Source organism: Photorhabdus sp. RM71S (genome assembly GCF_042879355.1).
Taxonomy (GTDB): domain Bacteria; phylum Pseudomonadota; class Gammaproteobacteria; order Enterobacterales; family Enterobacteriaceae; genus Photorhabdus; species Photorhabdus kayaii.
This window is the reverse complement of record NZ_JBHFKV010000059.1, coordinates 1-23,316: the sequence shown is the minus strand read 5'-3', so window position 1 is coordinate 23,316 and position 23,316 is coordinate 1. Positions and strand designations below refer to the sequence as shown.

The following is a 23,316-nucleotide window of genomic DNA, read 5'->3' as shown; positions in this document are numbered from 1 at the left end:
GTGAAACGCCGTAGCGCCGATGGTAGTGTGGGGTCTCCCCATGTGAGAGTAGGGAACTGCCAGGCTTTAAATACAGTAGAAACCCTCAGCGAGAGCTGGGGGTTTTTGCGTTTTAAAAGGGATATCCTATGGATTTCAAGATGCACCGCGACGGCAAGAGAGCGAATCCGCAGGGACATAGCGAACGATGTGACCGGGATGAGTGAGTGCAGCCAACAAAGAGGCAACTTGAAAGATAACGGGTATATTATTTATTTACTTATTCCCTTTAAGAAACAAATAGTTTGTTTAGTAGTCTTAAATAATTAAAATATGTTGTAGTAATAGCAGGCATAAATAATAATTTAAATGGCTTTTTGAACTGATGGGAAAAAATGAATCATGTTATCCTAAGGTTAGTCGAGCATGACAAAAATCTCTATATATTCATAAACATCATTGAGCCGGTTATTAACAGACTTTAATGAGTTCGAATATCTGTTTTAGAGTCTGTAATTTGAATTGTGTAATTACCTATTTTTTCTCTTTCCATTCTTATTATTAGCATCTGATTCAAATTAGCTTCTTATTATAAGAAAAGTTCATATTCTAGTATTGAAGATAAATCTTATAACTCAATATTAATAATAAGAATATTTTATCAATTAGTCTTGTTGCTTTTTTAGAATGTATTGTTTTTAATATTGATAGCTTGTAATTTGACTTCTTATAATTTTGCCTTTTTGTTTTGGTTTTCCTCATTTCTACTGAAAATATCATTGATTTTTAATATGTTTCATTCCATTTTTAATTTAATTTACCTTATTGTTTTTTTATATAAAAAATATAATTTAAAGTATTTTCTGTTATAAATACTGAAAATTTATTAACTATTATCATGTTGAACATTGTTGTAAGACCAAAAATGAAATAATTTCAGCTTACTTGTAAATCCTCGACATTTTGTTAATACTTAGTTAGATTTAGCTATCTAGAAGTCTAAGCGTGTAAATGGATAAAAAATCGAGGTTATAGAATGCCAATTTGTATACCGGATGAATTACCCGCAGTGAATTTTTTACGAAACGAGAATGTGTTCGTGATGACATCTACTCGTGCAAATATTCAAAATATACGTCCACTAAAGGTATTGCTGCTTAACCTGATGCCAAAGAAAATTGAGACTGAAAATCAATTTTTAAGATTACTATCCAATACGCCTTTACAGGTAGATATCCAGCTATTGAGAATAGATAACCGAAAGTGCAGGAATACGCCTGCTGAACATTTGAATAACTTTTATTGTGATTTCGAGCAGATAAAACACCAAAACTTTGATGGTTTAATTGTCACTGGAGCGCCATTGGGATTAGTTGAATTCGAAGATGTGGCATATTGGAAACAGATTGAAAGAATAATTAGTTGGGCAAAGGAACATGTCACTTCTACCTTATTTATTTGTTGGGCTGTGCAAGCCGCTTTGAATATTTTGTACGGCTTACCGAAGCTTACCAGAGAAGTAAAACTATCAGGTGTTTATTATCATTCTACTTTGGAGCCTTTAGCATTATTGACTCGCGGCTTTGATGAATCTTTTTTTGCGCCTCATTCTCGCTATGCAGATTTTCCTGAGCAGGTTATTCGTGAACATACTGATCTGGATATTCTTTGCAGTTCTGAGGAGGCGGGTGTGTATTTACTGGCAAGTAAAGATAAGCGCATGGTATTTGTTACTGGTCACCCGGAATATGATGCTGGAACGTTGGCTAGTGAATATTTACGCGATTTGGCAGCAGGTTTGGAACCCAAGATCCCAATAAATTATTTTCCAGATAATAATCCAGAAAGAAAACCACTGGCATCATGGCGTAGTCACGGGCATTTATTATTTTCCAACTGGCTAAATTATTATGTGTACCAGATCACGCCATATGATCTTACCTACATGAATCCAACACTGGATTAATATCTTTATAAATGGCTGAAATTCAGCCATTTAACCCTTCTGATTTTTTCTACTTTCCTGTTATTAACACCTATCAAAATATCGCACTTTTTGTAGTTTATCTTATATAACAAAAACTTAACCAAATGATCTTATAATTTATGGAATTAATTTCTCTAATTTAAAATTGGTAATTTGCAATATAACTAATTGTTTTTCATAGAATAAAAATAAATTTTTTAAAAAATGGAAATCGTTTTTGATTTATTTTAAATTTCTATTACTCTTATTCAGGTGTGGTTTAAAATGAGGATGAATGAATGACGCAGCAAACTTTAGCGACTGAATTATCGTTTATTAAACGATTTGGAGCAGCAGAGCAGGAGGTTTTGATACCTGAGGCGGTAGATTTTCTGAAAGATCTGGTTGTTCGGTTTACTGATGCACGGAAAAAATTGTTAGTCGATCGGGATATTTGGCAGAAGAAAATTGATGATGGTGAATTGCCTGATTTTATTTCGGAAACCAGTTCCATTCGTGAAAGTGAATGGGAAATTCAAAATATTCCAGCGGATCTCCGTGATCGTAGAGTAGAAATCACTGGACCAGTAGAACGGAAAATGGTTATCAACGCTTTGAATGCTAATGTAAAAGTTTTCATGGCGGATTTCGAAGATTCCTTAGCGCCAGCTTGGGATAAGGTGATTGAAGGGCAAATCAACCTGCGTGATGCGGTTAATGGCACAATTTCTTACGTTAATGAGCAGGGTAAACAGTACCAGTTGCAATCAGATCCCGCTGTTCTGATCGCACGGGTAAGAGGGCTTCATTTACCGGAAAAACATGTTATCTATCAGAATGAGCCCATTGCCGGTGGATTGTTTGATTTTGCGCTCTATTTTTACCACAACTATAAGCAATTGCTGGCAAAGGGGAGCGGCCCCTATTTCTACTTGCCAAAGATTCAGTCTTACCACGAAGCTCAGTGGTGGAGTGATGTATTCAGTTTTGCAGAAGATCGTTTTGAGTTACCGAGAGGCACAATCAAAGCAACAGTATTGATTGAAACTCTGCCGGCTGTATTTCAGATGGATGAGATTCTTTATCATCTTCGGCATCATATCGTCGGCCTTAATTGTGGCCGTTGGGATTATATTTTCAGCTACATTAAGACACTGAAAAATCATAGTGATCGGGTTCTGCCTGATCGTCAGTCTGTCACAATGGATCAACCTTTCCTCAGTGCTTATTCCCGTTTGCTGATCAAAACCTGCCATAAGCGCGGAGCATTTGCGATGGGGGGAATGGCTGCTTTTATCCCCAGTAAAGATATTGAACGCAACAATTGGGTACTAGATAAAGTCCGGGCGGATAAAGAGCTGGAAGCACGCAATGGTCATGATGGTACATGGATTGCCCACCCAGGTCTTGCCGACACGGTAATGGAAGTTTTCGATAGGGTCTTGGCAGAGCGGCAAAACCAGTTAGATATTTTCCGTGAAGAAGATGCACCGATTACCGCAGCTCAATTACTGGAACCTTGCCCAGGCGATCGTACTGAAGAAGGTATGCGGGCCAATATCCGTGTAGCGGTTCAATACATTGAAGCGTGGATTTCAGGAAATGGCTGCGTTCCTATTTATGGTTTGATGGAAGATGCTGCGACAGCCGAAATTTCCCGGACATCCATTTGGCAATGGATTTATCACGAAAAATCATTATCTAACGGTAAAAAAGTGACAAAAAGTTTGTTCAAGCAGATGTTGGCAGAGGAAATGGAGGTTATTAAGCAAGAAGTTGGAGAAACACGTTTCAGTCAAGGGCGATTTAGCGATGCGGCCAAGTTGATGGAGCGCATTACAACTCAGGACGAGCTGATAGATTTCCTGACGTTGCCGGGATATCAATTGCTTGATTAGAGCCCATCCCATTAGGGCTACTGAGAGAAGTTTGAGCAACGAATAATAACAAAACACCATATCCGATTAATTTAACAAAGATAGGAAGTAGAAGTTATGACAATCTCCAGAACTCAACAAATCGCTCAGCTGGAACAAGAATGGAAAAGTGACCGTTGGAATGGAATTATCCGTCCGTACAGTGCGGAAGATGTGGTTAAATTACGTGGTTCGGTTAATCCAGAACATACATTGGCACAGCTTGGTGCTAAAAAACTGTGGGAATTGCTGCATGGCATGGCAAAGAAAGGCTATGTCAACTCATTAGGTGCATTGACGGGTGGGCAGGCATTACAGCAGGCAAAAGCGGGTATTGAGGCGGTTTATCTTTCTGGTTGGCAGGTTGCGGCTGATGCTAACACTGCATCCAGTATGTATCCTGATCAGTCCCTGTATCCGGTGGATTCAGTCCCGGCGGCGGTAAAACGCATTAATAACAGTTTCCGCCGGGCAGATCAGATTCAGTGGGCAAATGGTATTGGTACTGATCATCAGGAATATATCGATTATTTTCTGCCAATTGTGGCGGATGCGGAAGCAGGATTTGGTGGTGTTCTGAATGCTTTTGAATTGATGAAAGCTATGATTGAAGCGGGTGCTGCGGCTGTTCACTTTGAAGATCAACTGGCAGCGGTGAAAAAATGTGGTCATATGGGCGGTAAAGTTCTGGTTCCGACACAAGAGGCGATTCAAAAATTGGTTGCTGCGCGTTTGGCGGCGGATGTTTCTGGCGTACCTACCCTGTTGATTGCTCGTACCGATGCTGATGCAGCCGATCTGTTAACCTCTGACAGTGACACTTATGACAGTGAATTCATTACTGACGAACGGACTGTTGAAGGGTTCTTCCGCACCAAAGCGGGTATCGATCAAGCGATTAGTCGCGGTTTGGCTTATGCGCCGTATGCTGACTTGATATGGTGTGAAACATCAACACCTGATATTGAAATGGCCCGTCGTTTTGCTGAGGCGATTCATGCTAAATATCCCGGTAAATTGTTAGCTTACAACTGTTCTCCATCGTTCAATTGGAAAAAGAATCTGGATGATAAGACTATTGCGCGTTTCCAGGATGAACTGTCAGCAATGGGTTATAAATTCCAATTTATTACTCTGGCGGGTATCCACAGTATGTGGTTCAACATGTTCGACTTGGCGCATGCTTACGCGCAGGGTGAAGGGATGAAACATTATGTGGAGAAAGTACAGGAAAGAGAGTTTGAATCAATTAACCGTGGTTATACTTTCTCTTCTCATCAACAGGAGGTTGGCACAGGTTATTTCGATAAAGTCACAACGATTATTCAAGGGGGAACATCGTCAGTAACCGCATTGACAGGTTCCACAGAAGAGCAGCAGTTCTGATTGTTGTATTTCTGATCCTATTCAGCCTGCTTATTGCAGGCTGAATATATTGAGGAGTTGCGATGGAGATAGATTCAGCACATTTGATAGCACAAACCATTTTACAGGGATTCGATGCACAATATGGTCGCTTTCTGGAAGTGACTTCAGGCGCACAACAACGCTTTGAACAGGCCGACTGGCACGCTGTACAGAAAGCTATGAAAAAGCGTATCAATCTTTATGATCATCATGTTGGGCTGGTGGTTGAGCAGCTTAAATGTATACATGGTGCTTTTGGATATGATGAAGAGTACATTACCAAGGTAAAGGTTGTTTATACCGGTTTATTACCGGATTATCCCCGGTTTGAAATTGCCGAGAGTTTTTTTAATTCTGTTTATTGCCGTCTATTTGAGCATCGCAATTTGACACCGGATAAATTATTTATTTTTACCTCACAGCCTGCACGTAGATTTCGGGATATTCCTCGGCCATTATCGCGTGACTTTTTCCCTAATGATAATCTTGCGTTAATGTTACGGACAATTCTTAATGATCTGCCGCTGCGTTTACCTTGGGAAAATCTGGAAAGAGATATTTATTATATTACAGACTATCTACAACAGATATTTCCAGTCGGAGAATTATTACAGGCAACTTTTCAGATAGCTAATGAACTGTTTTATCGTAACAAAGCGGCTTGGTTAGTCGGTAAGATCCGCATGGGCAGTCAAGTTTATCCTTTCTTATTGCCGATCCATCATAACGAATCTGGGGGGATCTTTATCGATACCTGCCTGACTGATTATGCTGATGCTAGCATTGTATTTGGTTTCGCCCGTTCCTATTTTATGGTTTATGCGCCTTTGCCTGCGGCTTTGGTTGAATGGCTGAGAGAAATTCTGCCTGCCAAATCAACGTCTGAACTTTATATGGCAATCGGCTGCCAGAAGCATGGTAAGACAGAATATTATCGGGAATATCTAGCGTTTATTACCTTCTCCAAAGAGCAACTTATAATTGCTCCCGGTGTTAAAGGGATGGTGATGTTAGTGTTTACTTCGCCTTCATTTGATCGCGTCTTCAAGGTGATTAAAGATAGATTTGCGCCGCAGAAAGAGGTGACTCAGGAGCGGGTACAGGAGTGTTACCGTCTGGTCAAGGAGCATGATCGTGTGGGGAGGATGGCCGACACACAGGAGTTTGAAAATTTCGTTATTGATAAAGCCCGCATCAGTCCTGAACTAATGGCAGAGTTGCAGAAAGAAGTGCCAGAAAAGCTAGAAGATTTGGGTGATAAAATCCTGATTAAACATCTATATATGGAACGGCGGATGACACCGCTGAATATCTATATGGAACAGGTGGAAGAGCAGAAGCTGAAAGATGTCATCGAAGAGTACGGTAATGCGATTAAACAACTTGCAGCAGCGAATATTTTCCCTGGAGATATGCTGTTTAAAAACTTTGGTGTGACACGGCATGGACGAGTAGTGTTCTACGACTATGATGAAATCTGTTATATGACAGAAGTTAATTTTCGAGACATACCGCCACCGCGTTATCCAGAAGATGAGCTTGCCGGTGAACCGTGGTATAGCGTGGCGCCAAATGATGTTTTTCCTGAAGAATTCCGACATTTTCTTTGCACTGACAGTCGTATTCGCTGTTATTTTGAAGAGATGCATAGTGATTTATTTAAAGCAGACTATTGGCGGGCGTTACAGGAACGGATTAGAAGTGGTCATGTGGAAGATGTGTTTGCGTATCGCCGCAAACAGCGGTTCAGTCAACGTACTGAAATAGAAACTTACTCTATTGTCAAAGTTTCAGCCTGATTTTATTGGGAATTGGCGATTGCTGTCAGTAACCGCCATTTTCACCAATAGTTAATATTATTATCCTCATTAAATTATTTCTCTGAATTAAATATAAATTAATTCCTATTTGTTTTTATTGTGTGGGATGTGAATATTTCTAATAAAAATAAACCTGGGATTCTATATGAAATATATTTCTTATTAGGAAGGCATAATTGGAATGTGAGTTAAAAGCATATATTTAATAATTTCTTTAAGAAATAAAAATAGATCCACTTATTTGTGGAGGTTCTATAATTTTATAGAGTTTGGGAATCAAGGATTTTTAGCCACGGCTAGCGGTTGTAAAAAGAATTGATATTTTTGACTCTAAATTAAATACATGAAAATTCTCATATAACACACATATAACTTCTTGGAAGTATTTAAGGATATAATAATGGCTAGTGTAATTTTATACGGTGATAAAATCCATATTAAAAATAACTATCTTGGAAATGGTGGTTATCTGGATACTAATGGTTATGCAACCGCGCAAGGCGCAAAATATAACGTATACACGGCTACTTCGCCGACTCGTGCTCCGGGTACCGGTACGGGTACATGGCAAATTTTGTCTGCGAGCGGAAAAGGCGTAGGGGAAGAGATTTACAGTGGTGATATCGTGTTTCTTTTCAATCTTTACCAGAATAATGGGGGATATCTCGGTACTAATGGTTATGCGCCATCACCTGAACTCTATAATATTTATACATCGGATAAAGCAGCACGTCCGGTTGAGACCCTGACATGGTACATTTTTTCAGATACAACCAATGGATATGATGGTAAAGTTCGTGAAAGTGATGTTATCCGTTTTCTGAATGGTTATAATAGCGTACGTGGAGGATTTCTTGATACTTGTTTCAATGCTACTGCTGCTGGTGCATTATATAATGTATATACTTCACGTCTTTCTAATCGAGGTAACGGAACAGGCACTTGGAATTTATCAAAAGCGATTTAATCAGGATGATACTCATCGATTAGTGTTCCATTAACTAATTCTCCTATATATAAGAGTCCGGGAATATAATTATTTTCGGATTCTTTATCTCATTTTCTATTGATATTATGTCTAAACTAGTTAAATAATTTTGTTGCTATTCTATTATATTGCCGCTAATATTTTTAGCGGAATGATAAATTAAATTTATTGGTCTAAAAAGACAGGGCACGAAAAAATCAATGCCCTGAGAATCATATGATAATTTAAGAAAAAGAATTAACGAATCCCGCCATATTCTTTACTGATCTCTTTTGCTGCCCGGATCACTAAAGCACCAAGTTCAGTGATGCGATCATCAGTGATCCGTGAGACTGGGCCAGAAATAGAAATAGCGGCAAAGGCTTGATGATGCTCATCATAAATACAGGCAGCAATACAGCGCAGACCTAAAGCATGTTCTTCATCATCGAACGAATACCCTTGTTTACGTGCCTGCTCCAGATTTTCTTTTAAACCCGAAGGAGTTGTCTTGGTATGTTGCGTATAAGAATGTAGCCCTTTTTTATGCAGTAATTGAACCAGTTGGTTATCTGATAATGTTGAAAGGAATGCTTTACCCGCTCCGGAAGCATGCATAGGCAACTTACCGCCGATAGGGGCGGACATTCTCATCAACGCATTACATTGTACTTGATCGACAATAACCGCTTCATATTCACTGTGATCAAGAATCGCCAAATTAACGGTTTCACCGGAATCTTCCATCAAACGGCGGAGGATCGGGTGAATGAGTGCCAATAAATTTCGGCTCTGTAAGAAACTGCTGCCGATAATAAAAGTGTGTGAACCGATAACCCACAGCCCTAAATCGCCAATCTGACGGACAAAACCGTGCTGTTGCAAGGTGGTCAGAAGACGGTGAGTGGTAGAATTTGGTAATCCGGCTTGTTGGGCTAAATCAGTCAGGGCGATACCGCCGGGTGAATCGGAAATATATTCCAAAAGAGTCAGACCGCGACTTAATGACTGTACTTGCCCATTAGCAACAGCATTATTCGCCGTAATCTTAGTTTTTTTTGTTTTTTTACTGGTAACGGCAGTGCTCATCGAAATACCCTCTGAATAATAAGATGGAATTCATTTTCATTTCTCATTATGGACGATAAACCTGAAAAACACTCATCCGATGTGTGGAAAATGCCACCTATCATTGAGATTTAAAGAAATTTCAAAATCTTGCCCAGAATCTATAGGTAACGCTGGCTTGGGACTTTTAGCAAATATGAGCCGGATGTACAGGAGTGGCGAATGGTCAGTAATCGCATACTTTAGTTACCTGTTGATCGCTACTTTTCCGGGTTTGCATTTCTTATCGCTTCGTGGGTTTATGTGTACTAGATCAAATTTTGACTTATATACCCGTTATCTTTCAAGTTGCCTCTTTGTTGGCTGCACTCGCTCACCCCGGTCACATAGTTCGCTATGCTCCCGGGGATTTACTCCCTTGCCGTCGCGATGCATCTTGAAATCCATAGGGTATACAGAGATATGTTACATCGCATCTACTCTTTTTATCATTTCTATTGCAACAGCCATAGGTATGAATAGTTTGTTCTTTGTCTGAGGAAATTCTTCAAAACCTACGTTCATATACAGTTTTTTGGCTATGTTGTTCTTAGCATCGACGATAATCATCGGGATGGGAATAGATTTTGACGACTCTATAGCTTTTCGAATTGCATCTATAAGCAAGATTTCACTAAATCCTTGGCGTTGAAATGGTTTATTTACAGCCAGTCGACCAATAAGTGCGCAATGTAGTGTTGAAGGGTACTTTTTCGATATTTTTTCTGGTAGTTCGTCTAGTTCTACCGTGCATAGAGCCAAGGAATAGTATCCCTTTATTTGAGATCCATTTTGACTACTTATAAGGACGAATGTTCTTGATAAGTCCTTTTTATCATGCTGTCCCGATACTGCTTTCAAGTAGTTGTTTAGCGCGGGTTCACCACAATCAAAATTACTTCTATCGTGTTTGTTTTTATTTAAACGTTCTATCTTCATCTGTTATTGTTTCCTTATGTCTACGAGCAGCACGAAGGAAACGTTCATTTACCTTGACTGGTTTTTCCAATGCATGGACAAACGCCAATGCATCTTCTTGACACAATTGAATACGCATATTTTGTTCAATAAGTCTTTTTGCCTCTGCTACAGCAGCATTGGCAATAAAGCTATTCAAACTTGCATACCCTGATAATGATAACGCTCTTTCGAGTAACTCTTTGGTCTCTGAACTTACCCTTGTGGTGATTCTTTCATTTGCTAACGTGGCCATAAGCCTTACTCCTACCGCATTGCGGTTATTAGTTCTTTAGTTATTAGTTCACTATAGATATCCACTACTCGCTTACATTGTTTATTCGGAGCTAGGGGAACATATTATTTGGTGAAATGCTAAGCTTCCTCCATTGATGAATTTAATATCGATTTTAACAAAAGTCAATATGTGTGCCAAAATGATGTCACATTGTGAGACTAAACAAGCCATATCAATATAGAACAAAAATCATCAAAATTCGGGCATGCAGAGTTGTTAAAGAGTGGTACGAAACTACATTTAGCTGTTGTACTAGCTCAGACTTGAGCTAACAGCTATCAAGAATGGATGTCAGATTAAGTTTGGTCTGGTGTAGTTTATGATAGTTAATTCATTATAAATGCACAATATTATTAAAATAGAAATGGTTTCCTATCTGTAACTGACATTATTGGTTCAGTACGATATAAACTGGAATTTCTGTTATCTAGGTAATCTTCGTGGAGTAGAATAATAAAATATTTTTAGGAATTGACTCATTATATTAATGGTATTTTCTTGAAAAGAATATGTAAATAATACCTTGATGAATTTATAGGAAATATGATTTTTATCTAACTATTTTTTGATTATATAATTACAAAAGAGCGTATGTTATTGTCAAAAATAATGTTTTATATTGTTTTAAATTAGTCTGAGTTATTTGGATTGATTTTCTATATTTTCATTTTAATTATAAAAATATGAGAAAATATTATTAATTATATCAAGAATAATATTTTGTTACTATTTTGTCGGAATGGGAGAGTTTAATGAAACGCATTTTTTTGATTATCTGTTTTTTGGCAACTTTAATTGTTGCGATTATTCAGGGTATCGGTTTGGTACTTCCTGATAAAGTCCCTGTTGAATATTTTAAAGAAAGTGGATTCAAGAATGTGATGAGAATGCTTGGTGTTATTGCTGCGGAACCTCATCCTGCGGCTTCAACACAGCAAGCGTTAGTTCGGGCTTACCTGATTAACGAAATGAATGATATGGGATATAGCGTCACTGAACAGACATTTCATTACACGGCGGATGATTTGGCCTCTCGGCAGAAGAGAATGTATTCAAACTTCAATAGTCAACAACGCCGAGCTTTTGATAAAGAGTTTGCCAGGATAAATACAGGCAACTTTGCAAAACAAGTGGGGGAACAATCAGAATTAACTGGAACGAATCTTATCGCAAAGTTGGAGGTTCCTTCGCCAGAAGGAACTTTATTATTCGTTTCACATTATGACAGTGTTAGAACTGCGCCAGGAGCCAGTGATAATGGTATAGCCGTCGCCTCGGTACTCCAATTAATGCGGGATCTTGCTAAAAGAACGGATATAAAAAATAACGTTATATTCTTATTCTCTGATGCTGAAGAGTTGGGATTACTCGGTGCGCATCACTTTGTTAAGAATATTAATGAGATCGCTACTCAACCAATAGATGTTGTTTTTAATTTTGATGCTCGGGGAAATAATGGCGTGCCACTCTTATTTGAGACATCGGCAAAAAATCTTGCTCTTGTTTCAGAATGGAATCGGAATGCTTATAAGCCAGTAGCTTTTTCATTTAGTCCCATCGTGTATCAAATGTTGCAGAATAACACAGATTTTAGTGTCTTTCTGAATAGAGGGTTTACCGGGATGAATTTTGCTACGATCTTGGGTTATGAGCATTACCACCGTATGAGTGATACAGTTGAGAATCTTAACCTTGGAACTTTGTGGCGATATCAGCGAACGATTCGGGATTTGGGAGCGCATTTCGCGGTAAAAGATGAGATTAACTTGTTTAAAGAAAGTGTAGATGCAGTTTACTTTCCTGTGCCCTATATTGGGCTTATTATCATATCTATATTTTCCGCTTTCGTTACAGGTATTTTAACATTTTTACTCTCTATCTCATTAGCGATAAGAAATATATGGTTTTCATCTTCACGCCGAACTGTATCAAATATCCAGAGCATTTTAAGGATACTTGCTGGATTATTTAGCCTTGTCGCAGCATTAGTTGTACCCACAGCATCTTATCTTATTACATTACCTGTTTTGCTGTTTTTATTAACGGATTTGATGTTGAGGGAGTTCAATAAATTTAGCGTTGCGTTGATTTTATTAATTATCTGTACTTACATTACATGTATTCTCTATGCTCCAATTATATACCTTGTTTCTGTCGGATTACATGCTCCTGTAGTGGGGAGTGCGCTCGCTATTCTGCCAATGCTTATTTTGGGATTTGGTATAGCCAGTCTTTGGAAGCGAATAACTTAATTCTATAAAATTAGTCGTTATAATTAAAGTTAATATAAAACCAGTCATAGAGTAAGAGAGCAGAATGGCTGGTTAATTTCATAAACTAAATAGTGGTAATGATATAATTCATTGGTATTAATAATTTTGCCATGTAAAGTATCTAAGGAAGTAATATAAATAGATTTGTGAAAATAATGTTGGTAAATAATTTTTTGAATATATTTTCAAATTGATTCATGAATAAATTTCATTTTTTTTATGTGTTATTTAAACTAAGATTATCTCTTATTACTATTAACTGTTTGTTGTTTTATGTGGTTATAGCTTTCTATCAATATTGTTTCATGTAAATTCAATACATTTAAAATTGATATTTTATTATTGGTTTATAAATTATTTATTAATATTTAAATGGTATGATTTACATTTGAAACTAAATTTTTCTAATGTGTAAAATAATTTTTCCAGCAAATAATTTATAAAATAATATATGTTCCTTGCTTTATCTATAGCCTGTTACTAAGAAAGTATAAGGGGCTTTTATATTGGTTAATAAAAAATTAGAAAATCACTAATAACCCGGCGATATGGACAAGCATTTGACACTTATCGCATTGAAAATAAAACTTTTTTGGCGGATTTATCGCCAATGCCAGTCACCGGAGCGTGATGTAGTTATTGGGAGCATATAGATATGAAAAATAATATTAATGGTAATCATTTTAAAGTGGCTGGCAATTTTCTCTGTAATTATAAAGTTTATCAGGGAGATAGTAATGGCAGAGTTGTTATATTGTTACCTGCTATTGGTGTGGAAATCAGGAAATATGACGCTTTAATACAACAACTGGTAAAAGAGGGGTTTCAGGTTGTCACTGCTGATATGCCAGGTTATGGAGACAATCAACCTAAACCAAGTCGAAAAAATGACTATAACTATTCCGATCTGTTGCAGGATTATCTTCCGGCAATGTTAGACAAGGCTGTTGAATTAAATAGACATAAAATTCCTATTGTCTTTGGTCACAGTCTTGGAGGACATATTGCGACGCTCTTTGCCAGATCAACTGACAGGTCATTTTCTCTGTTTTGTGTGGCAACCGGGAACGTATGGTATAAGAATTGGCAGGGAATGGGGAGGGTACAGATAATAACAGCAGCTATTATTTTTAACATTCTGACTGCGTTATATGGTTATCTCCCTGGGAAAAAGATTGGTTTTGGCATAAGAGAAGCTAAGGGGTTAATGCGGGACTGGTCCAAAACTGCTTGTACGGGAAATTATGATCATGTCCGTGCTTATAAGGGGAAGGAGAATAAAAATTTATCCAAGGCTATTTATATCTGTTTTAAAGGAGATAATTGGGCTCCGTTAAAGTCTACTCAGGTATTAGCAAGTCTTATACCTAATGCAGAAGTTAGGGAAATAACTTTGTCTCTCAAAGGTAATCCTCACAGTGCCTGGATTAAACAGCCAGGAGACATTATTGCAATCATGAAAAGAGAAATAATGGAGAATAGCGATGATTAATACATTGAAAATTCTGCGTTGGGAATTTCTAGGATTGTTCTTTATCAGTTTATTTCTGACATGGCAGCTTGAAGGTTATATAAATTGGTGGCAATTTATTTTGTTATTTTTTCTGATTGATATTATTGGCTACTACCCAGGGCGGATCTGGAGTTTACTGAATAAAAAAGAAATTCCTCCTGCTGCTTTTTATACCTTTTATAATATTTGCCATAATTTATTCACACTCAGTGTGATTAGTTTGCTCTGGATCTGGTTCTTTAAGGACAATTACAGCGTTATTGCACTGTTTGTTCATATCTGCCTGGATCGAGGTGTACTGGGAAATTTTCCTAAGTTATCTATTAATATATTTAAGCAGCCCACTGTTCATTGAAGTAAATCATTATAGAGAGATAACTTATTTGGGGAGGCATTTATATTATGAATTTAATTAAACAGGCATCGGAAGTAGAAATGCGGGCAAAAGATTGGGGCTTGGATGAATGGTTCACTGAACAGATAAATGTTGAACAAAGAAAAAGAACCCATTATGCCAATGATCCTAAATTAACCTATTTGCCGGGTGATTTACGGGAGTCTCTGATCAGGGAACTTTCTTTTAAATCGATTTCGGAATATGAAGCAACGAAAGCATTATTGTTACTTGCAGATAAGGCTCCTGACAATATCAACTTTGATTATATGCTGACTCAGATATTTGATGAAGGTAGACATGCTAAATTATTCAGAGAACATCTGGTCAGAATAGGCTTTGCGGATATCGACAATGTGGCCGGAAAAATGGAAAGCCTCTTACGAGGAAAAATGACTAATATGTTGGAAACATTGAGAACTTATTTCGATGAGTGGGTGGTGTTGAAAAATGACTACATTGCAGGCGTGTTAATCATTACTGTTGTTCTGGAAGGCGTGCTTGCGCCAACGTCAGAGCTCAGCGAAATCAAGTGGCACCCTTTTGATATTGTCGCCGCCGAGACACAGGCCAGAGCCAATGCTGATGAATTAAGACATCTGACAGTGTGTGCAAATATCGTCAAGATGGCACTCGAAAATGATAGTTCTCTAAAGCAATCGGCTCTTGAGTGTATAGAAGAAGGGCTGGCGTTATGGAACCAGGTATCTGTTGATGACTTGTTTGTGGAGCGTGAAATGTTCTATCAACGGGGTATGCAGCACCACTTGCGCTTGATTGAAGGTTATGAATTAGTGCCTGGAATGTTGTTGTCCGATTCTACGGTGGAATCTCGTCTTGAGCTATCTCATTCCTTGGTTGAACAGATGCAGCAGTCACGCCTTAAATACATGGGCTTAGTGTAGATATTGGCCTTATTCAGCAGGTTGTTTGAATAGGTTAAGGAGAATTAAAAATGACAAATATTGTTGAAGAACTCAGGAAGAATAGCGGGAAATACCAACATTTGACACCAGATAGATTGAAAAGATTGTTATTGGGTTCTGAAGCCGCTTCACAATGCCTACGTTTGATGGCTCAATCCAATATGGATGGGCTTCATCAAGTCGGTAATACTATCCGTGAAGCCTCTGCATGGCTTCCCGCTGTTGGTATTGCCTTAACAATGCATAATCATATTGTACTGGCTTGCAGTAAATTTCCTGACATATTCGAAGACAGTAACATATTATTGAATGGCGTTATGGCATCAAAAGCGCTGGTTGCTTCTGCTTTTGCAGAGGGCCTGCCTGGAACGGATATTTTTACACCGTCACTTAAAATGCATTCTAAAGAGGGAAAACTGCTTGTTAATGGTTCGAAGAAACCTTGTTCCTTATCTTCGATTGCTGATTATTATGTGTTATCCGTCTGCGATACCGATAATAACAATGAGATGAGAATCGTGATGATTTCTAAATCGGTGCAGAATGTTAAGGTTATTCCCTTTTGGAAGTTGGCAATTTTGGCTGAAAGTGATAATCAAGAAATCAAATTCTTGGATGCCGAAGTATCACCTCAACGACTTTCTCATTATAAAGGGATTGAACAACAGATGCTGCTTTCCTGCGGTTTATCACTATTTAATTATTTTGCCGCAAATACTTATTCTGGAATTCTTGATGGGCTGACTCGTTTTATTCCTGAGAAAGTAGTAGAACAGCAACCAATTAAATATACCCTGACCCAAGCTGATTATAAGATTAATGTTATTCTCGGTCAGATGATGATTATTGCCTTTTATGCTAGCCAGGATGAAAATGCCGTCCATAAGATTCTCGCGTTACGTTATACCTTGGAAAAGATCCTTGAGGAGACTGCCAGTTTCATATTCCGATGTTGCGGTGGGATTAAGGTAATGACAACACCGGAAATTATGAATTTCTATTTGGCAGTACAGTTATTTAAATTTCATCCGATAGGAGAATTCCAAATGATTAACCAGATCATGCAGCAAACTTAATTACTTCTAGAATCACCTATTTATCACTCAAGGATTTTCCCATGCTGTTTACAGCATGACTTTGTGCACCTAAAAAAAGAGAGAAAACTATGTTTGTTAATCAATATCGTGAGAGTTTATTGAATTCTGTGGGCCTTGAATTGGATATCAAGTCTGCTCAAGATAACCAGCTTACATTATCGGATGGCCGGGTTGTTAAGGATTTTTTGGCTCAATATGGTGCTCTGCCATTTGGACATAATCCTGATTTCGCTATCGCTGAAATTGACAGATTCACTAAAGATAAAGAGCCTATCTTCTTTCAGCCCAATATTCACAAAAAGGTACGGCTATTGGCTGAAATGCTTGCAGAGCAAATAGATAAGGAAAAATATACCCACTGTACTTTTACTAACAGTGGTGCTGAAACAGTAGAAGCTGCGATTAAATTTACCCGTCTGTTTACTGGCAGAAAGCGTATTCTGAGCTTGCATCGCAGTTTTCACGGAAAAACCTATTCGGCATTATCCGCTACGGGATCAAATCGATTTAAAGCCGATTTCATTTACGATGATAAATTATATGAGCAGGTTGATAGCGAAGATTTAAATGAAATAAAAAGAAAGCTGGAGAGCCGGGAATTTGCTGCATTTATCATTGAACCGGTGCAAGGAGAAGGTGGAATGAAAGTGATTCCACCAGATACGTTGTCCAGTATTTTGGCACTGTGTAAAGACAATGGCACATTGTCAGTATTTGACGAAGTTCAGACGGGTATCGGTAGGCTCGGGGCATTTTGCGCGGCCACGCTCTATGCTTTGAAACCGGATGTTATCCTGTTTTCTAAAGCGCTGGGGGCAGGTATCTCGCCGATTGGTGCGATGTTGTATTCAGATGAGCTTTATTTATCCGAGTTCGACAGGAAACATAGCTCCACTTTTGCCAATAACGTTCTAGCCGCAACGATGGGGATTGCTGTTATCGAGCATCTGACTAAAGATGATGGTAAGGCGTTAACCCATATTCAAGAAGTCAGCCGTTATGTTGATGAATGTCTTGAACAATTGTCTGCTAAATACCCGAAGCATTTTTACTGGCAAGGGGCTGGATTGATGCGTGGTCTTGAAATACAGGACAGTAAAGCGGCTTCCAACATATTTATCAATTTCAGTCAAAGAAGCGGTGGACTGGCTTATATCATTTGTAGTTTCTTATTGAAATATTATGGTCTTTTCACCATGCCGTTAATGTCTCGTCCTTGTTCTGTACGTTTTGAGCCACCGCTTAACGTTTCCAAAGAGGATATTAAGACGTTTTTCACGGCTTTTGATGAGATATGTCAACTGGTTGAGAATGGACGATATGACATTCTTTTTTCACACTTGATAGACATACCGGTTGCGGAGCTTCCACCCGCTTCGGTGAGTTATCCCATTTCAAAAAATAACAACTTGGCCCAGATTAAAGCGCCTATCCCTGGATTGATTGAGGGTAAGAAATTCGCTTTCTTGATTCATACCACTTCGGTCAATGAGCTCGCTCATTCTTATTGCTTGTCAATAAAGGAGAATTACACGCTGGAGCAGCAGAAACAGCTCGGTAATTGGATCACGCAGGTTTCCTCGATTGATTTTAATCCGGATATCGCGGTTGAGTTTGGTGTCGAGAGTTCAACGGCATATGCCAATGGCATGCTCCTTTTCTCCCCCATCAGTCCCGAAGATATGATGGCATTGTCGGCGAAAGAACGGGTGGTATTGATGAAGGAATATCTTGATGTGGCAGAGAAAAATGGCGCTGAAATTGTTGGCTTAGGTGCTTATACCTCGGTTATTACTAATGGTGGTAATAGCTTGGTGAATAATCGGCAGGGTCGGATATTGACTAATGGCAACTCTCTGACGGCGGTGGCGGTGATTGAGGGGATACGCTCAATGTTGACTGAGAATGCATCCCGGCAAACATTGGCGGTAGTGGGCGCCAGAGGCTCCGTAGGCAGGCTTTCAGTCATTGGTTTAGCTCATAACTTTGGCCGGATTATCTTGGTTAGCCGCCCCAATAAAGCACGCGTATTGCTCTCTGAACTGACCAAGGCGCTTCTCTCCGCAGTGTTAAGGACTCATGATGTTATCCAGCCAGATTCGGTCATGGATAAGATGAGAAAATGGCTTGTTAAACAAAATCCGGGGGTGACAGATGCACAAATATTACATCAGCAAGTTCTTGAAGTTGTTGGTACCTTTGGTTTGGAAGCGATAGAGAGTTATGAACATTCTTTGAGTCAGGCTGATTTTATTGTTTCGGCAACGAGTGAAGGTAAGCCTTTCTTGAATACACATTACTTAAAAGATTCTGCCATCGTTTTTGATGCGGCCAGACCTTTCGATTTCATTCGTGATGGCAACCGTCAAATTTACGAGGGGGGATTGGTCTATCAGCCTGAGAAAGTGGCTTATAGCGATTGCAACGTGATCGATGTACCTGCGGGGGTAAATCTCGCCTGTTTATCAGAAACTATCGCTGTAGCGCTTGAAGGGGTAAGTGTTCATCAAAGCATCGGTAAATCTATTGATTATAATGATGCATTGGCGATTCGGGATATTGCGAGGAAGCATGGGTTCATCCCTGTCCAGTATTCCCGAAATAATCAAGGTGAGCGTTATGAGCATGTTGCTTGATGCTCCCCAGATTATTGCTACCGGGAACGCTCAAGATGTTCTTGGCAACAGTCATCTTAGAAAAGTGCTTTGCTATGCAAAGCACCCGTTGAGTAGCCTGTTGTTCAATAGTGAAACATATTGGTTTACTAATCAAAAGGGGGCTATTGGTTTCTTTCAGGACAAAAATCTGCATATGTGTGTAGGCGGTATTTTGGCTCCTGGCGAAGAACGAGCTGCACTTTTGCACTCTTTTCTCAACTTCACCAGAGAAAAGCGGGCTTTCCCGGTTTTTCTGCACGGTGATGAGAGCGATTTTGTGTTGTTGAAAAATAATGGTTTTTCTGTGAACCAGCTTGGCGCGAGTTATTCATTGAGCCTTGATGGATATGATATGAAAGGCAAACGGTTTCAGCAGCTTAGAAATAAAATCAGTAAATCCAGAAGAGCGGGGGTTTCCATTCGAGAGATCTGCTCGCAAGAGGAATATTATCGATTTAAACCACAACTAGAACATATTAATCAGCTTTGGCTGAAAGAAAAACACGCGAAGGCCCTGAAAAAATTGGTGATTGATTTCAATACGGTGGAAGTGAGTTCAGGCCAGCACAGAGTCTATATTGCAACACAGGGAGAACAAATTCAGGCATATATTGTTTATAGCTACACTTGGGGGGAGACATCGGGATGGTTTCATAATCTATCTCGAAAAAAACCGGATATACCCGACGGCACTATGCAATTTATTAATGAAACCGCGATTAATGACTTCCTGAAAGAGGGCGTAGTTTCCTACCTTCATTTGGGCTTCACGCCTTTGGTGGAGTTCGGCGAGGAAGGATACTTCAATGACTCGGCAATCTTTTATAAAGTTGCCAAATGGTTGTCATCAAAAGGCGGCATTGTTTATCCTGCTGCTTCGCAACGTCAATATAAAATGAGCTGGCGGCCGTCGTTAATTGAACCGGAATATATTGCTTTCCCTAGAGGAAAGGCCATGAAAGCATTATGGTCAACATTGCGAACGACTAATAGTATCTAAATTATAGAAAGTCTTCTTTTAATGTTGGGCAACAGGTGATCAGTGGGGGCTAAAAATACTGAGCTGATCACCTGTCATAGTTAATATCTCTTGATTATTGATATATTTTCTATGGTGAACCTATTTTTACTGAGCATATATATTTAAAATTATTTCTTTCTTTATAGGTTGTTTATACCTTATTTTTCTTTCTATTTTCGGCTTTCCGTTAATTATTTTATAATTTCACATTCATTATTATTATATATTGACAGTAAAGATTTTGTATCAACTTTACTGTTATTTGTAATTGGAAAATTATCAATATTGATGAATTCACTAGGTATCATATAAGAAGGTAAACTGTTTTTAAGCAGGTTAACTAAATTTTCCTTATCAAGGATTGTATTGAATTTACAAAAAGCAACCAAACGTACAATAGAGCCATCTTCTTTTTTTAATGGTAAAACGACAGCACTATCGACAATCGGAAGGTTCATCAGCCTTTCTTCAATTTCATGTAGCTCAATGCGATAGCCATTTAGTTTTATTTGGTTATCTTTCCTACCAAAGCAATACCAGATATTGTCAATTAATTTGCCGATATCTCCAGTTCGGAAACTTCTCGTTCCATGTTGATCAATGGTCAATCTATTATTATCTTCCGTTTTGGCTCCAATATATTTTCTCATAACATGAGAGCCAGAGATGACAATTTCGTCGTTTTCTAATGTTAGAGTAGAACCTGATCTTGACTCTCCAATTGGCAATAATTCCATATCAGAATGGAGATATTGATCATTAATTTCAATTAATGTTGTTGCTACAGTAGCTTCTGTAGGACCATAAGTGTTATAGATAATGGCAGATGGAAATCTTTTCCTTAAATGTTTAACGAGGTTTTTACTTAGAATTTCACCACAAAATAGGAAATGTTTTAGATTTTTTAAAAAGGAATAGTTAAAATTTTGCGATAGCAATTGCTTATAGGAAAAAGAGGGGGTTGAAACCCACACCGTTGGCTGATAATGATTTAAAATTTGATAGAATTTTTCAGAATCAGTCGTTGTTTCTTGAGAAATGCAAATACATGTACCACCGTATACCAATGTGCCAAATGTTTCATACATGGATAAATCAAAATTAAATAGCGCTTGATTCATGAAAATAGGTTTTTCACCAAGCTTGAAATCATTGTACATCCATCGCATAAGATCATAAACGCTTTCACGTCCAATGACTACGCCTTTAGGTTTTCCTGTGCTACCGGATGTGAACATGATATAGGCAACATTATCTTCATCAAACTCAATATAATCAACGTTTGTTGTTTTGAATTGATTGTTAATCACATCGTAGTAATAAGGAGTGTTGGATAGTGATGCAATTTCTAATAAGCGTTGTATTGGATAAATTATATCGATTGGAATAAATGGGATCTTATAGGTTATACATGCATAAATTGAAACTAAAAAATTAGCTTCTTTGTGTCCGTATAAGATCAAAGGGGTGTTGCGATTTAAATTTAATTCTAAATATTTGGAATGCCATTTTTTAATCTCATGATATAAATCACGCCAATATATGACTTGATCTGAACCCACTATGGCGGGATTGTTTGGATGAGAAGGCGATATTATTTTATCGTTGATTAATAAATCAAAATTTGATTCGCTATATTCGTCAAGATATTTCATTTTATAAAACTGTATCCACTAAATATATATAAAGAAAAACAAATTAAAGTTAACGTTGTCAGTCTGCCAAAGAAAGAGATGATCTTTGTATTTAGGATATTAGCGATATTTTCTTTATCTCTGGTGTAATTAATTAAGCAGTTATGCATTACTGAGTAAGAACCAAATAAAGCACCACTTATAATGTAATTAAGTTCTAGTCCATTCCAAATACCCATACAAAATAATGTGATAAAAATACTGATATTCTGGGCAAAAAGTCTATGATGTTTGAAAAAGTCTTTTTCCATTAGCATCTTATATAATGGCATAAAGATGACGTCTCTTAACCATTCAGATAAACTAATATGAAATCTACGCCAAAAGTCCTGTGGATTTTTGGCTAAAATTGGATAATGAAAATTAATAGGTAAGTTTATTCCAAATAGCTTGCCGGCTCCACAAGCCATATTGGTATAACCTGCAAAGTCAAAATATAAGTAAAAACTATAACTTATAGCAACTACTAAGTATGATTCAATAGTGTCTTTATTAATATAGTCAGATAAAAATACGTTATAGATAATGGCGGCGAATAAAAATTTCTGAACTACACCATATAATATTTGTCCAGCACCGGCAAACCATTTTTCTAAAGAGACTGGCACTTGTAATTCAAGTAAATCACGTTTGAAGCTGTTCCATCTATACATAGGGCCAGCCAGCCAAACTAATGGTAAGAATAAATAAGCAAAATATTCATAAATTACTATTTTCTGTTGCTTGCTAGAGAATAAAATGACATCAATAGCCCTAAATGTAAAAAAGGATAAACCGATAACACTGAGTAGATGACTAAATTCCAAATTTAATTTAACTAAAAATAAAGGTGAAATTATTAGCAGAGAAGATACTAATTTATTAATTATATTCTTTTTGAAAATTAAAGTTATTAAATAGAAATAAACAGATAATGCTATAGGTATATAAATTTTATATCTAAAAATAATACACCAGCAAATAATAGAAAGTACACTTAATGCAATTTTAGAGTTTATTTTTTTATTAAAAAATAGAAAAAATAAAGAAAAAACAAATGAGGCTGAAAATAGATAAATGAAAAAATTAAAATTTGCAAACATGTTTTCTTATGCCTTTTTTATTCTAAAATTGCTGATATTCATATTTTACTTTAACTTCACTGCTACCATTGACGATAGAATCAGAATGATAAAATAAGGTAAGCATTAGAAAAAGATATAATAAAAAAGCCTTGGCAGATTCGACTAATAAGTGCAATTTTTCAGAAGGGCGGTCAGTTGCTATAGTAGGCATCTTTCTCGCCAAAGGAAAATGCACTATGGCCTATACACAACTGACCGAA

The 23,316-nt window shown here is 37.7% G+C and carries 19 protein-coding genes; 13 read left to right on the top strand and 6 right to left on the bottom strand.

The features are described from left to right. From ACGF5R_RS20800 to ACGF5R_RS20775, 6 genes are all read left to right on the top strand, one after another. Positions 1–309, top strand: a 309-nt coding sequence (locus ACGF5R_RS20800) for a hypothetical protein (protein ID WP_387692512.1), incomplete at its 5' end; no start/stop codon positions are given. A gap of 706 nt (positions 310–1,015) precedes the next feature. Further along, positions 1,016–1,945: a homoserine O-succinyltransferase gene (metA, locus tag ACGF5R_RS20795; RefSeq protein WP_112877353.1), complete on the top strand. Its 930-nt coding sequence runs from the start codon at positions 1,016–1,018 to the stop codon at positions 1,943–1,945. 299 nt (positions 1,946–2,244) lie between these two features. Further along, positions 2,245–3,843, top strand: a complete 1,599-nt coding sequence (gene aceB, locus ACGF5R_RS20790) for a malate synthase A (RefSeq protein WP_387692510.1) — start codon at positions 2,245–2,247, stop codon at positions 3,841–3,843. 96 nt (positions 3,844–3,939) lie between these two features. After that, entirely contained in the window at positions 3,940–5,247 is a 1,308-nt protein-coding gene (aceA, locus tag ACGF5R_RS20785) for an isocitrate lyase (protein ID WP_387692508.1), read from the top strand. Between the two features lie 62 nt (positions 5,248–5,309). Further along, positions 5,310–7,067: a bifunctional isocitrate dehydrogenase kinase/phosphatase gene (gene aceK / locus ACGF5R_RS20780; protein ID WP_387692506.1), complete on the top strand. Its 1,758-nt coding sequence runs from the start codon at positions 5,310–5,312 to the stop codon at positions 7,065–7,067. Between the two features lie 421 nt (positions 7,068–7,488). After that, the gene (locus tag ACGF5R_RS20775) at positions 7,489–8,055 is read left to right on the top strand and encodes a hypothetical protein (RefSeq protein ID WP_049583005.1); all 567 of its coding nucleotides are present in this window, start codon (positions 7,489–7,491) and stop codon (positions 8,053–8,055) included. A 258-nt stretch (positions 8,056–8,313) separates the two neighbouring features. Here ACGF5R_RS20775 and iclR read toward each other — a convergent pair whose 3' ends face one another. The 3 genes from iclR to ACGF5R_RS20760 form a co-directional block, all read right to left on the bottom strand. Next, positions 8,314–9,144 carry a glyoxylate bypass operon transcriptional repressor IclR gene (gene iclR, locus ACGF5R_RS20770; RefSeq protein ID WP_112877360.1) on the bottom strand — a complete coding sequence of 277 codons (831 nt, stop codon included), beginning with the start codon at positions 9,142–9,144 and terminating at the stop codon, positions 8,314–8,316. Between the two features lie 444 nt (positions 9,145–9,588). Then, positions 9,589–10,101: a GNAT family N-acetyltransferase gene (locus ACGF5R_RS20765; RefSeq protein ID WP_387692504.1), complete on the bottom strand. Its 513-nt coding sequence runs from the start codon at positions 10,099–10,101 to the stop codon at positions 9,589–9,591. Further along, on the bottom strand, positions 10,079–10,375 hold the full coding sequence (locus tag ACGF5R_RS20760) for a DUF1778 domain-containing protein (RefSeq protein ID WP_262980615.1): 297 nt from the start codon (positions 10,373–10,375) through the stop codon (positions 10,079–10,081). The genes ACGF5R_RS20765 and ACGF5R_RS20760 overlap by 23 nt, the downstream gene beginning before the upstream one ends. A gap of 794 nt (positions 10,376–11,169) precedes the next feature. Between ACGF5R_RS20760 and ACGF5R_RS20755 the strand changes: the two genes are divergently transcribed. From ACGF5R_RS20755 to ACGF5R_RS20725, 7 genes are all read left to right on the top strand, one after another. After that, complete coding sequence (locus ACGF5R_RS20755) at positions 11,170–12,669, top strand: M28 family metallopeptidase (RefSeq protein WP_262980616.1); 1,500 nt, start codon at positions 11,170–11,172, stop codon at positions 12,667–12,669. Positions 12,670–13,345: 676 nt separating this feature from the next. Then, positions 13,346–14,182 carry an alpha/beta fold hydrolase gene (locus ACGF5R_RS20750; RefSeq protein ID WP_262980617.1) on the top strand — a complete coding sequence of 279 codons (837 nt, stop codon included), beginning with the start codon at positions 13,346–13,348 and terminating at the stop codon, positions 14,180–14,182. After that, entirely contained in the window at positions 14,175–14,558 is a 384-nt protein-coding gene (locus ACGF5R_RS20745; RefSeq protein ID WP_387692501.1) for a hypothetical protein, read from the top strand. The genes ACGF5R_RS20750 and ACGF5R_RS20745 overlap by 8 nt, the downstream gene beginning before the upstream one ends. A 47-nt stretch (positions 14,559–14,605) precedes the next feature. Beyond that, a complete protein-coding gene (locus tag ACGF5R_RS20740; protein WP_387692499.1) occupies positions 14,606–15,502 on the top strand; it encodes a hypothetical protein in 897 nt (298 codons plus the stop codon). A gap of 50 nt (positions 15,503–15,552) precedes the next feature. Next, positions 15,553–16,599, top strand: coding sequence for an acyl-CoA dehydrogenase (locus ACGF5R_RS20735; protein ID WP_262980618.1), 1,047 nt, complete (start codon positions 15,553–15,555; stop codon positions 16,597–16,599). A gap of 89 nt (positions 16,600–16,688) precedes the next feature. Next, a complete protein-coding gene (locus ACGF5R_RS20730) occupies positions 16,689–19,256 on the top strand; it encodes an aminotransferase class III-fold pyridoxal phosphate-dependent enzyme (RefSeq protein WP_387692497.1) in 2,568 nt (855 codons plus the stop codon). After that, on the top strand, positions 19,240–20,277 hold the full coding sequence (locus ACGF5R_RS20725; RefSeq protein ID WP_262980620.1) for a DUF2156 domain-containing protein: 1,038 nt from the start codon (positions 19,240–19,242) through the stop codon (positions 20,275–20,277). Before ACGF5R_RS20730 ends, ACGF5R_RS20725 begins: the two co-directional genes overlap by 17 nt. Before the next feature lie 212 nt (positions 20,278–20,489). Here the strand turns inward: ACGF5R_RS20725 and ACGF5R_RS20720 are convergent, their stop codons facing one another. Genes ACGF5R_RS20720 through ACGF5R_RS20710 form a run of 3 tightly spaced genes read right to left on the bottom strand, consistent with a single transcriptional unit; the run spans position 20,490 to position 23,267 of the window. Further along, the gene (locus ACGF5R_RS20720; protein WP_387692495.1) at positions 20,490–21,953 is read right to left on the bottom strand and encodes an AMP-binding protein; all 1,464 of its coding nucleotides are present in this window, start codon (positions 21,951–21,953) and stop codon (positions 20,490–20,492) included. Beyond that, on the bottom strand, positions 21,950–23,074 hold the full coding sequence (locus ACGF5R_RS20715; RefSeq protein WP_112877379.1) for an MBOAT family O-acyltransferase: 1,125 nt from the start codon (positions 23,072–23,074) through the stop codon (positions 21,950–21,952). The genes ACGF5R_RS20720 and ACGF5R_RS20715 overlap by 4 nt, the downstream gene beginning before the upstream one ends. Positions 23,075–23,096: 22 nt before the next feature. Further along, on the bottom strand, positions 23,097–23,267 hold the full coding sequence (locus ACGF5R_RS20710; protein WP_387692493.1) for a hypothetical protein: 171 nt from the start codon (positions 23,265–23,267) through the stop codon (positions 23,097–23,099). Between the last annotated feature and the right edge of the window lie 49 nt (positions 23,268–23,316).

Bases quoted from the DNA above. Each gene is read 5' to 3' on its own strand.
- ACGF5R_RS20765 (WP_387692504.1), bottom strand. From the start codon at position 10,101: ATGAAGATAGAACGTTTAAATAAAAACAAACACGATAGAAGTAATTTT.
- aceA (WP_387692508.1), top strand. From the start codon at position 3,940: ATGACAATCTCCAGAACTCAACAAATCGCTCAGCTGGAACAAGAATGG.
- ACGF5R_RS20760 (WP_262980615.1), bottom strand. From the start codon at position 10,375: ATGGCCACGTTAGCAAATGAAAGAATCACCACAAGGGTAAGTTCAGAG.
- ACGF5R_RS20750 (WP_262980617.1), top strand. From the start codon at position 13,346: ATGAAAAATAATATTAATGGTAATCATTTTAAAGTGGCTGGCAATTTT.
- ACGF5R_RS20740 (WP_387692499.1), top strand. From the start codon at position 14,606: ATGAATTTAATTAAACAGGCATCGGAAGTAGAAATGCGGGCAAAAGAT.
- ACGF5R_RS20730 (WP_387692497.1), top strand. From the start codon at position 16,689: ATGTTTGTTAATCAATATCGTGAGAGTTTATTGAATTCTGTGGGCCTT.
- ACGF5R_RS20735 (WP_262980618.1), top strand. From the start codon at position 15,553: ATGACAAATATTGTTGAAGAACTCAGGAAGAATAGCGGGAAATACCAA.
- ACGF5R_RS20710 (WP_387692493.1), bottom strand. From the start codon at position 23,267: ATGCCTACTATAGCAACTGACCGCCCTTCTGAAAAATTGCACTTATTA.
- iclR (WP_112877360.1), bottom strand. From the start codon at position 9,144: ATGAGCACTGCCGTTACCAGTAAAAAAACAAAAAAAACTAAGATTACG.
- ACGF5R_RS20775 (WP_049583005.1), top strand. From the start codon at position 7,489: ATGGCTAGTGTAATTTTATACGGTGATAAAATCCATATTAAAAATAAC.
- aceB (WP_387692510.1), top strand. From the start codon at position 2,245: ATGACGCAGCAAACTTTAGCGACTGAATTATCGTTTATTAAACGATTT.
- ACGF5R_RS20715 (WP_112877379.1), bottom strand. From the start codon at position 23,074: ATGTTTGCAAATTTTAATTTTTTCATTTATCTATTTTCAGCCTCATTT.
- ACGF5R_RS20725 (WP_262980620.1), top strand. From the start codon at position 19,240: ATGAGCATGTTGCTTGATGCTCCCCAGATTATTGCTACCGGGAACGCT.
- aceK (WP_387692506.1), top strand. From the start codon at position 5,310: ATGGAGATAGATTCAGCACATTTGATAGCACAAACCATTTTACAGGGA.
- metA (WP_112877353.1), top strand. From the start codon at position 1,016: ATGCCAATTTGTATACCGGATGAATTACCCGCAGTGAATTTTTTACGA.
- ACGF5R_RS20755 (WP_262980616.1), top strand. From the start codon at position 11,170: ATGAAACGCATTTTTTTGATTATCTGTTTTTTGGCAACTTTAATTGTT.
- ACGF5R_RS20745 (WP_387692501.1), top strand. From the start codon at position 14,175: ATGATTAATACATTGAAAATTCTGCGTTGGGAATTTCTAGGATTGTTC.
- ACGF5R_RS20720 (WP_387692495.1), bottom strand. From the start codon at position 21,953: ATGAAATATCTTGACGAATATAGCGAATCAAATTTTGATTTATTAATC.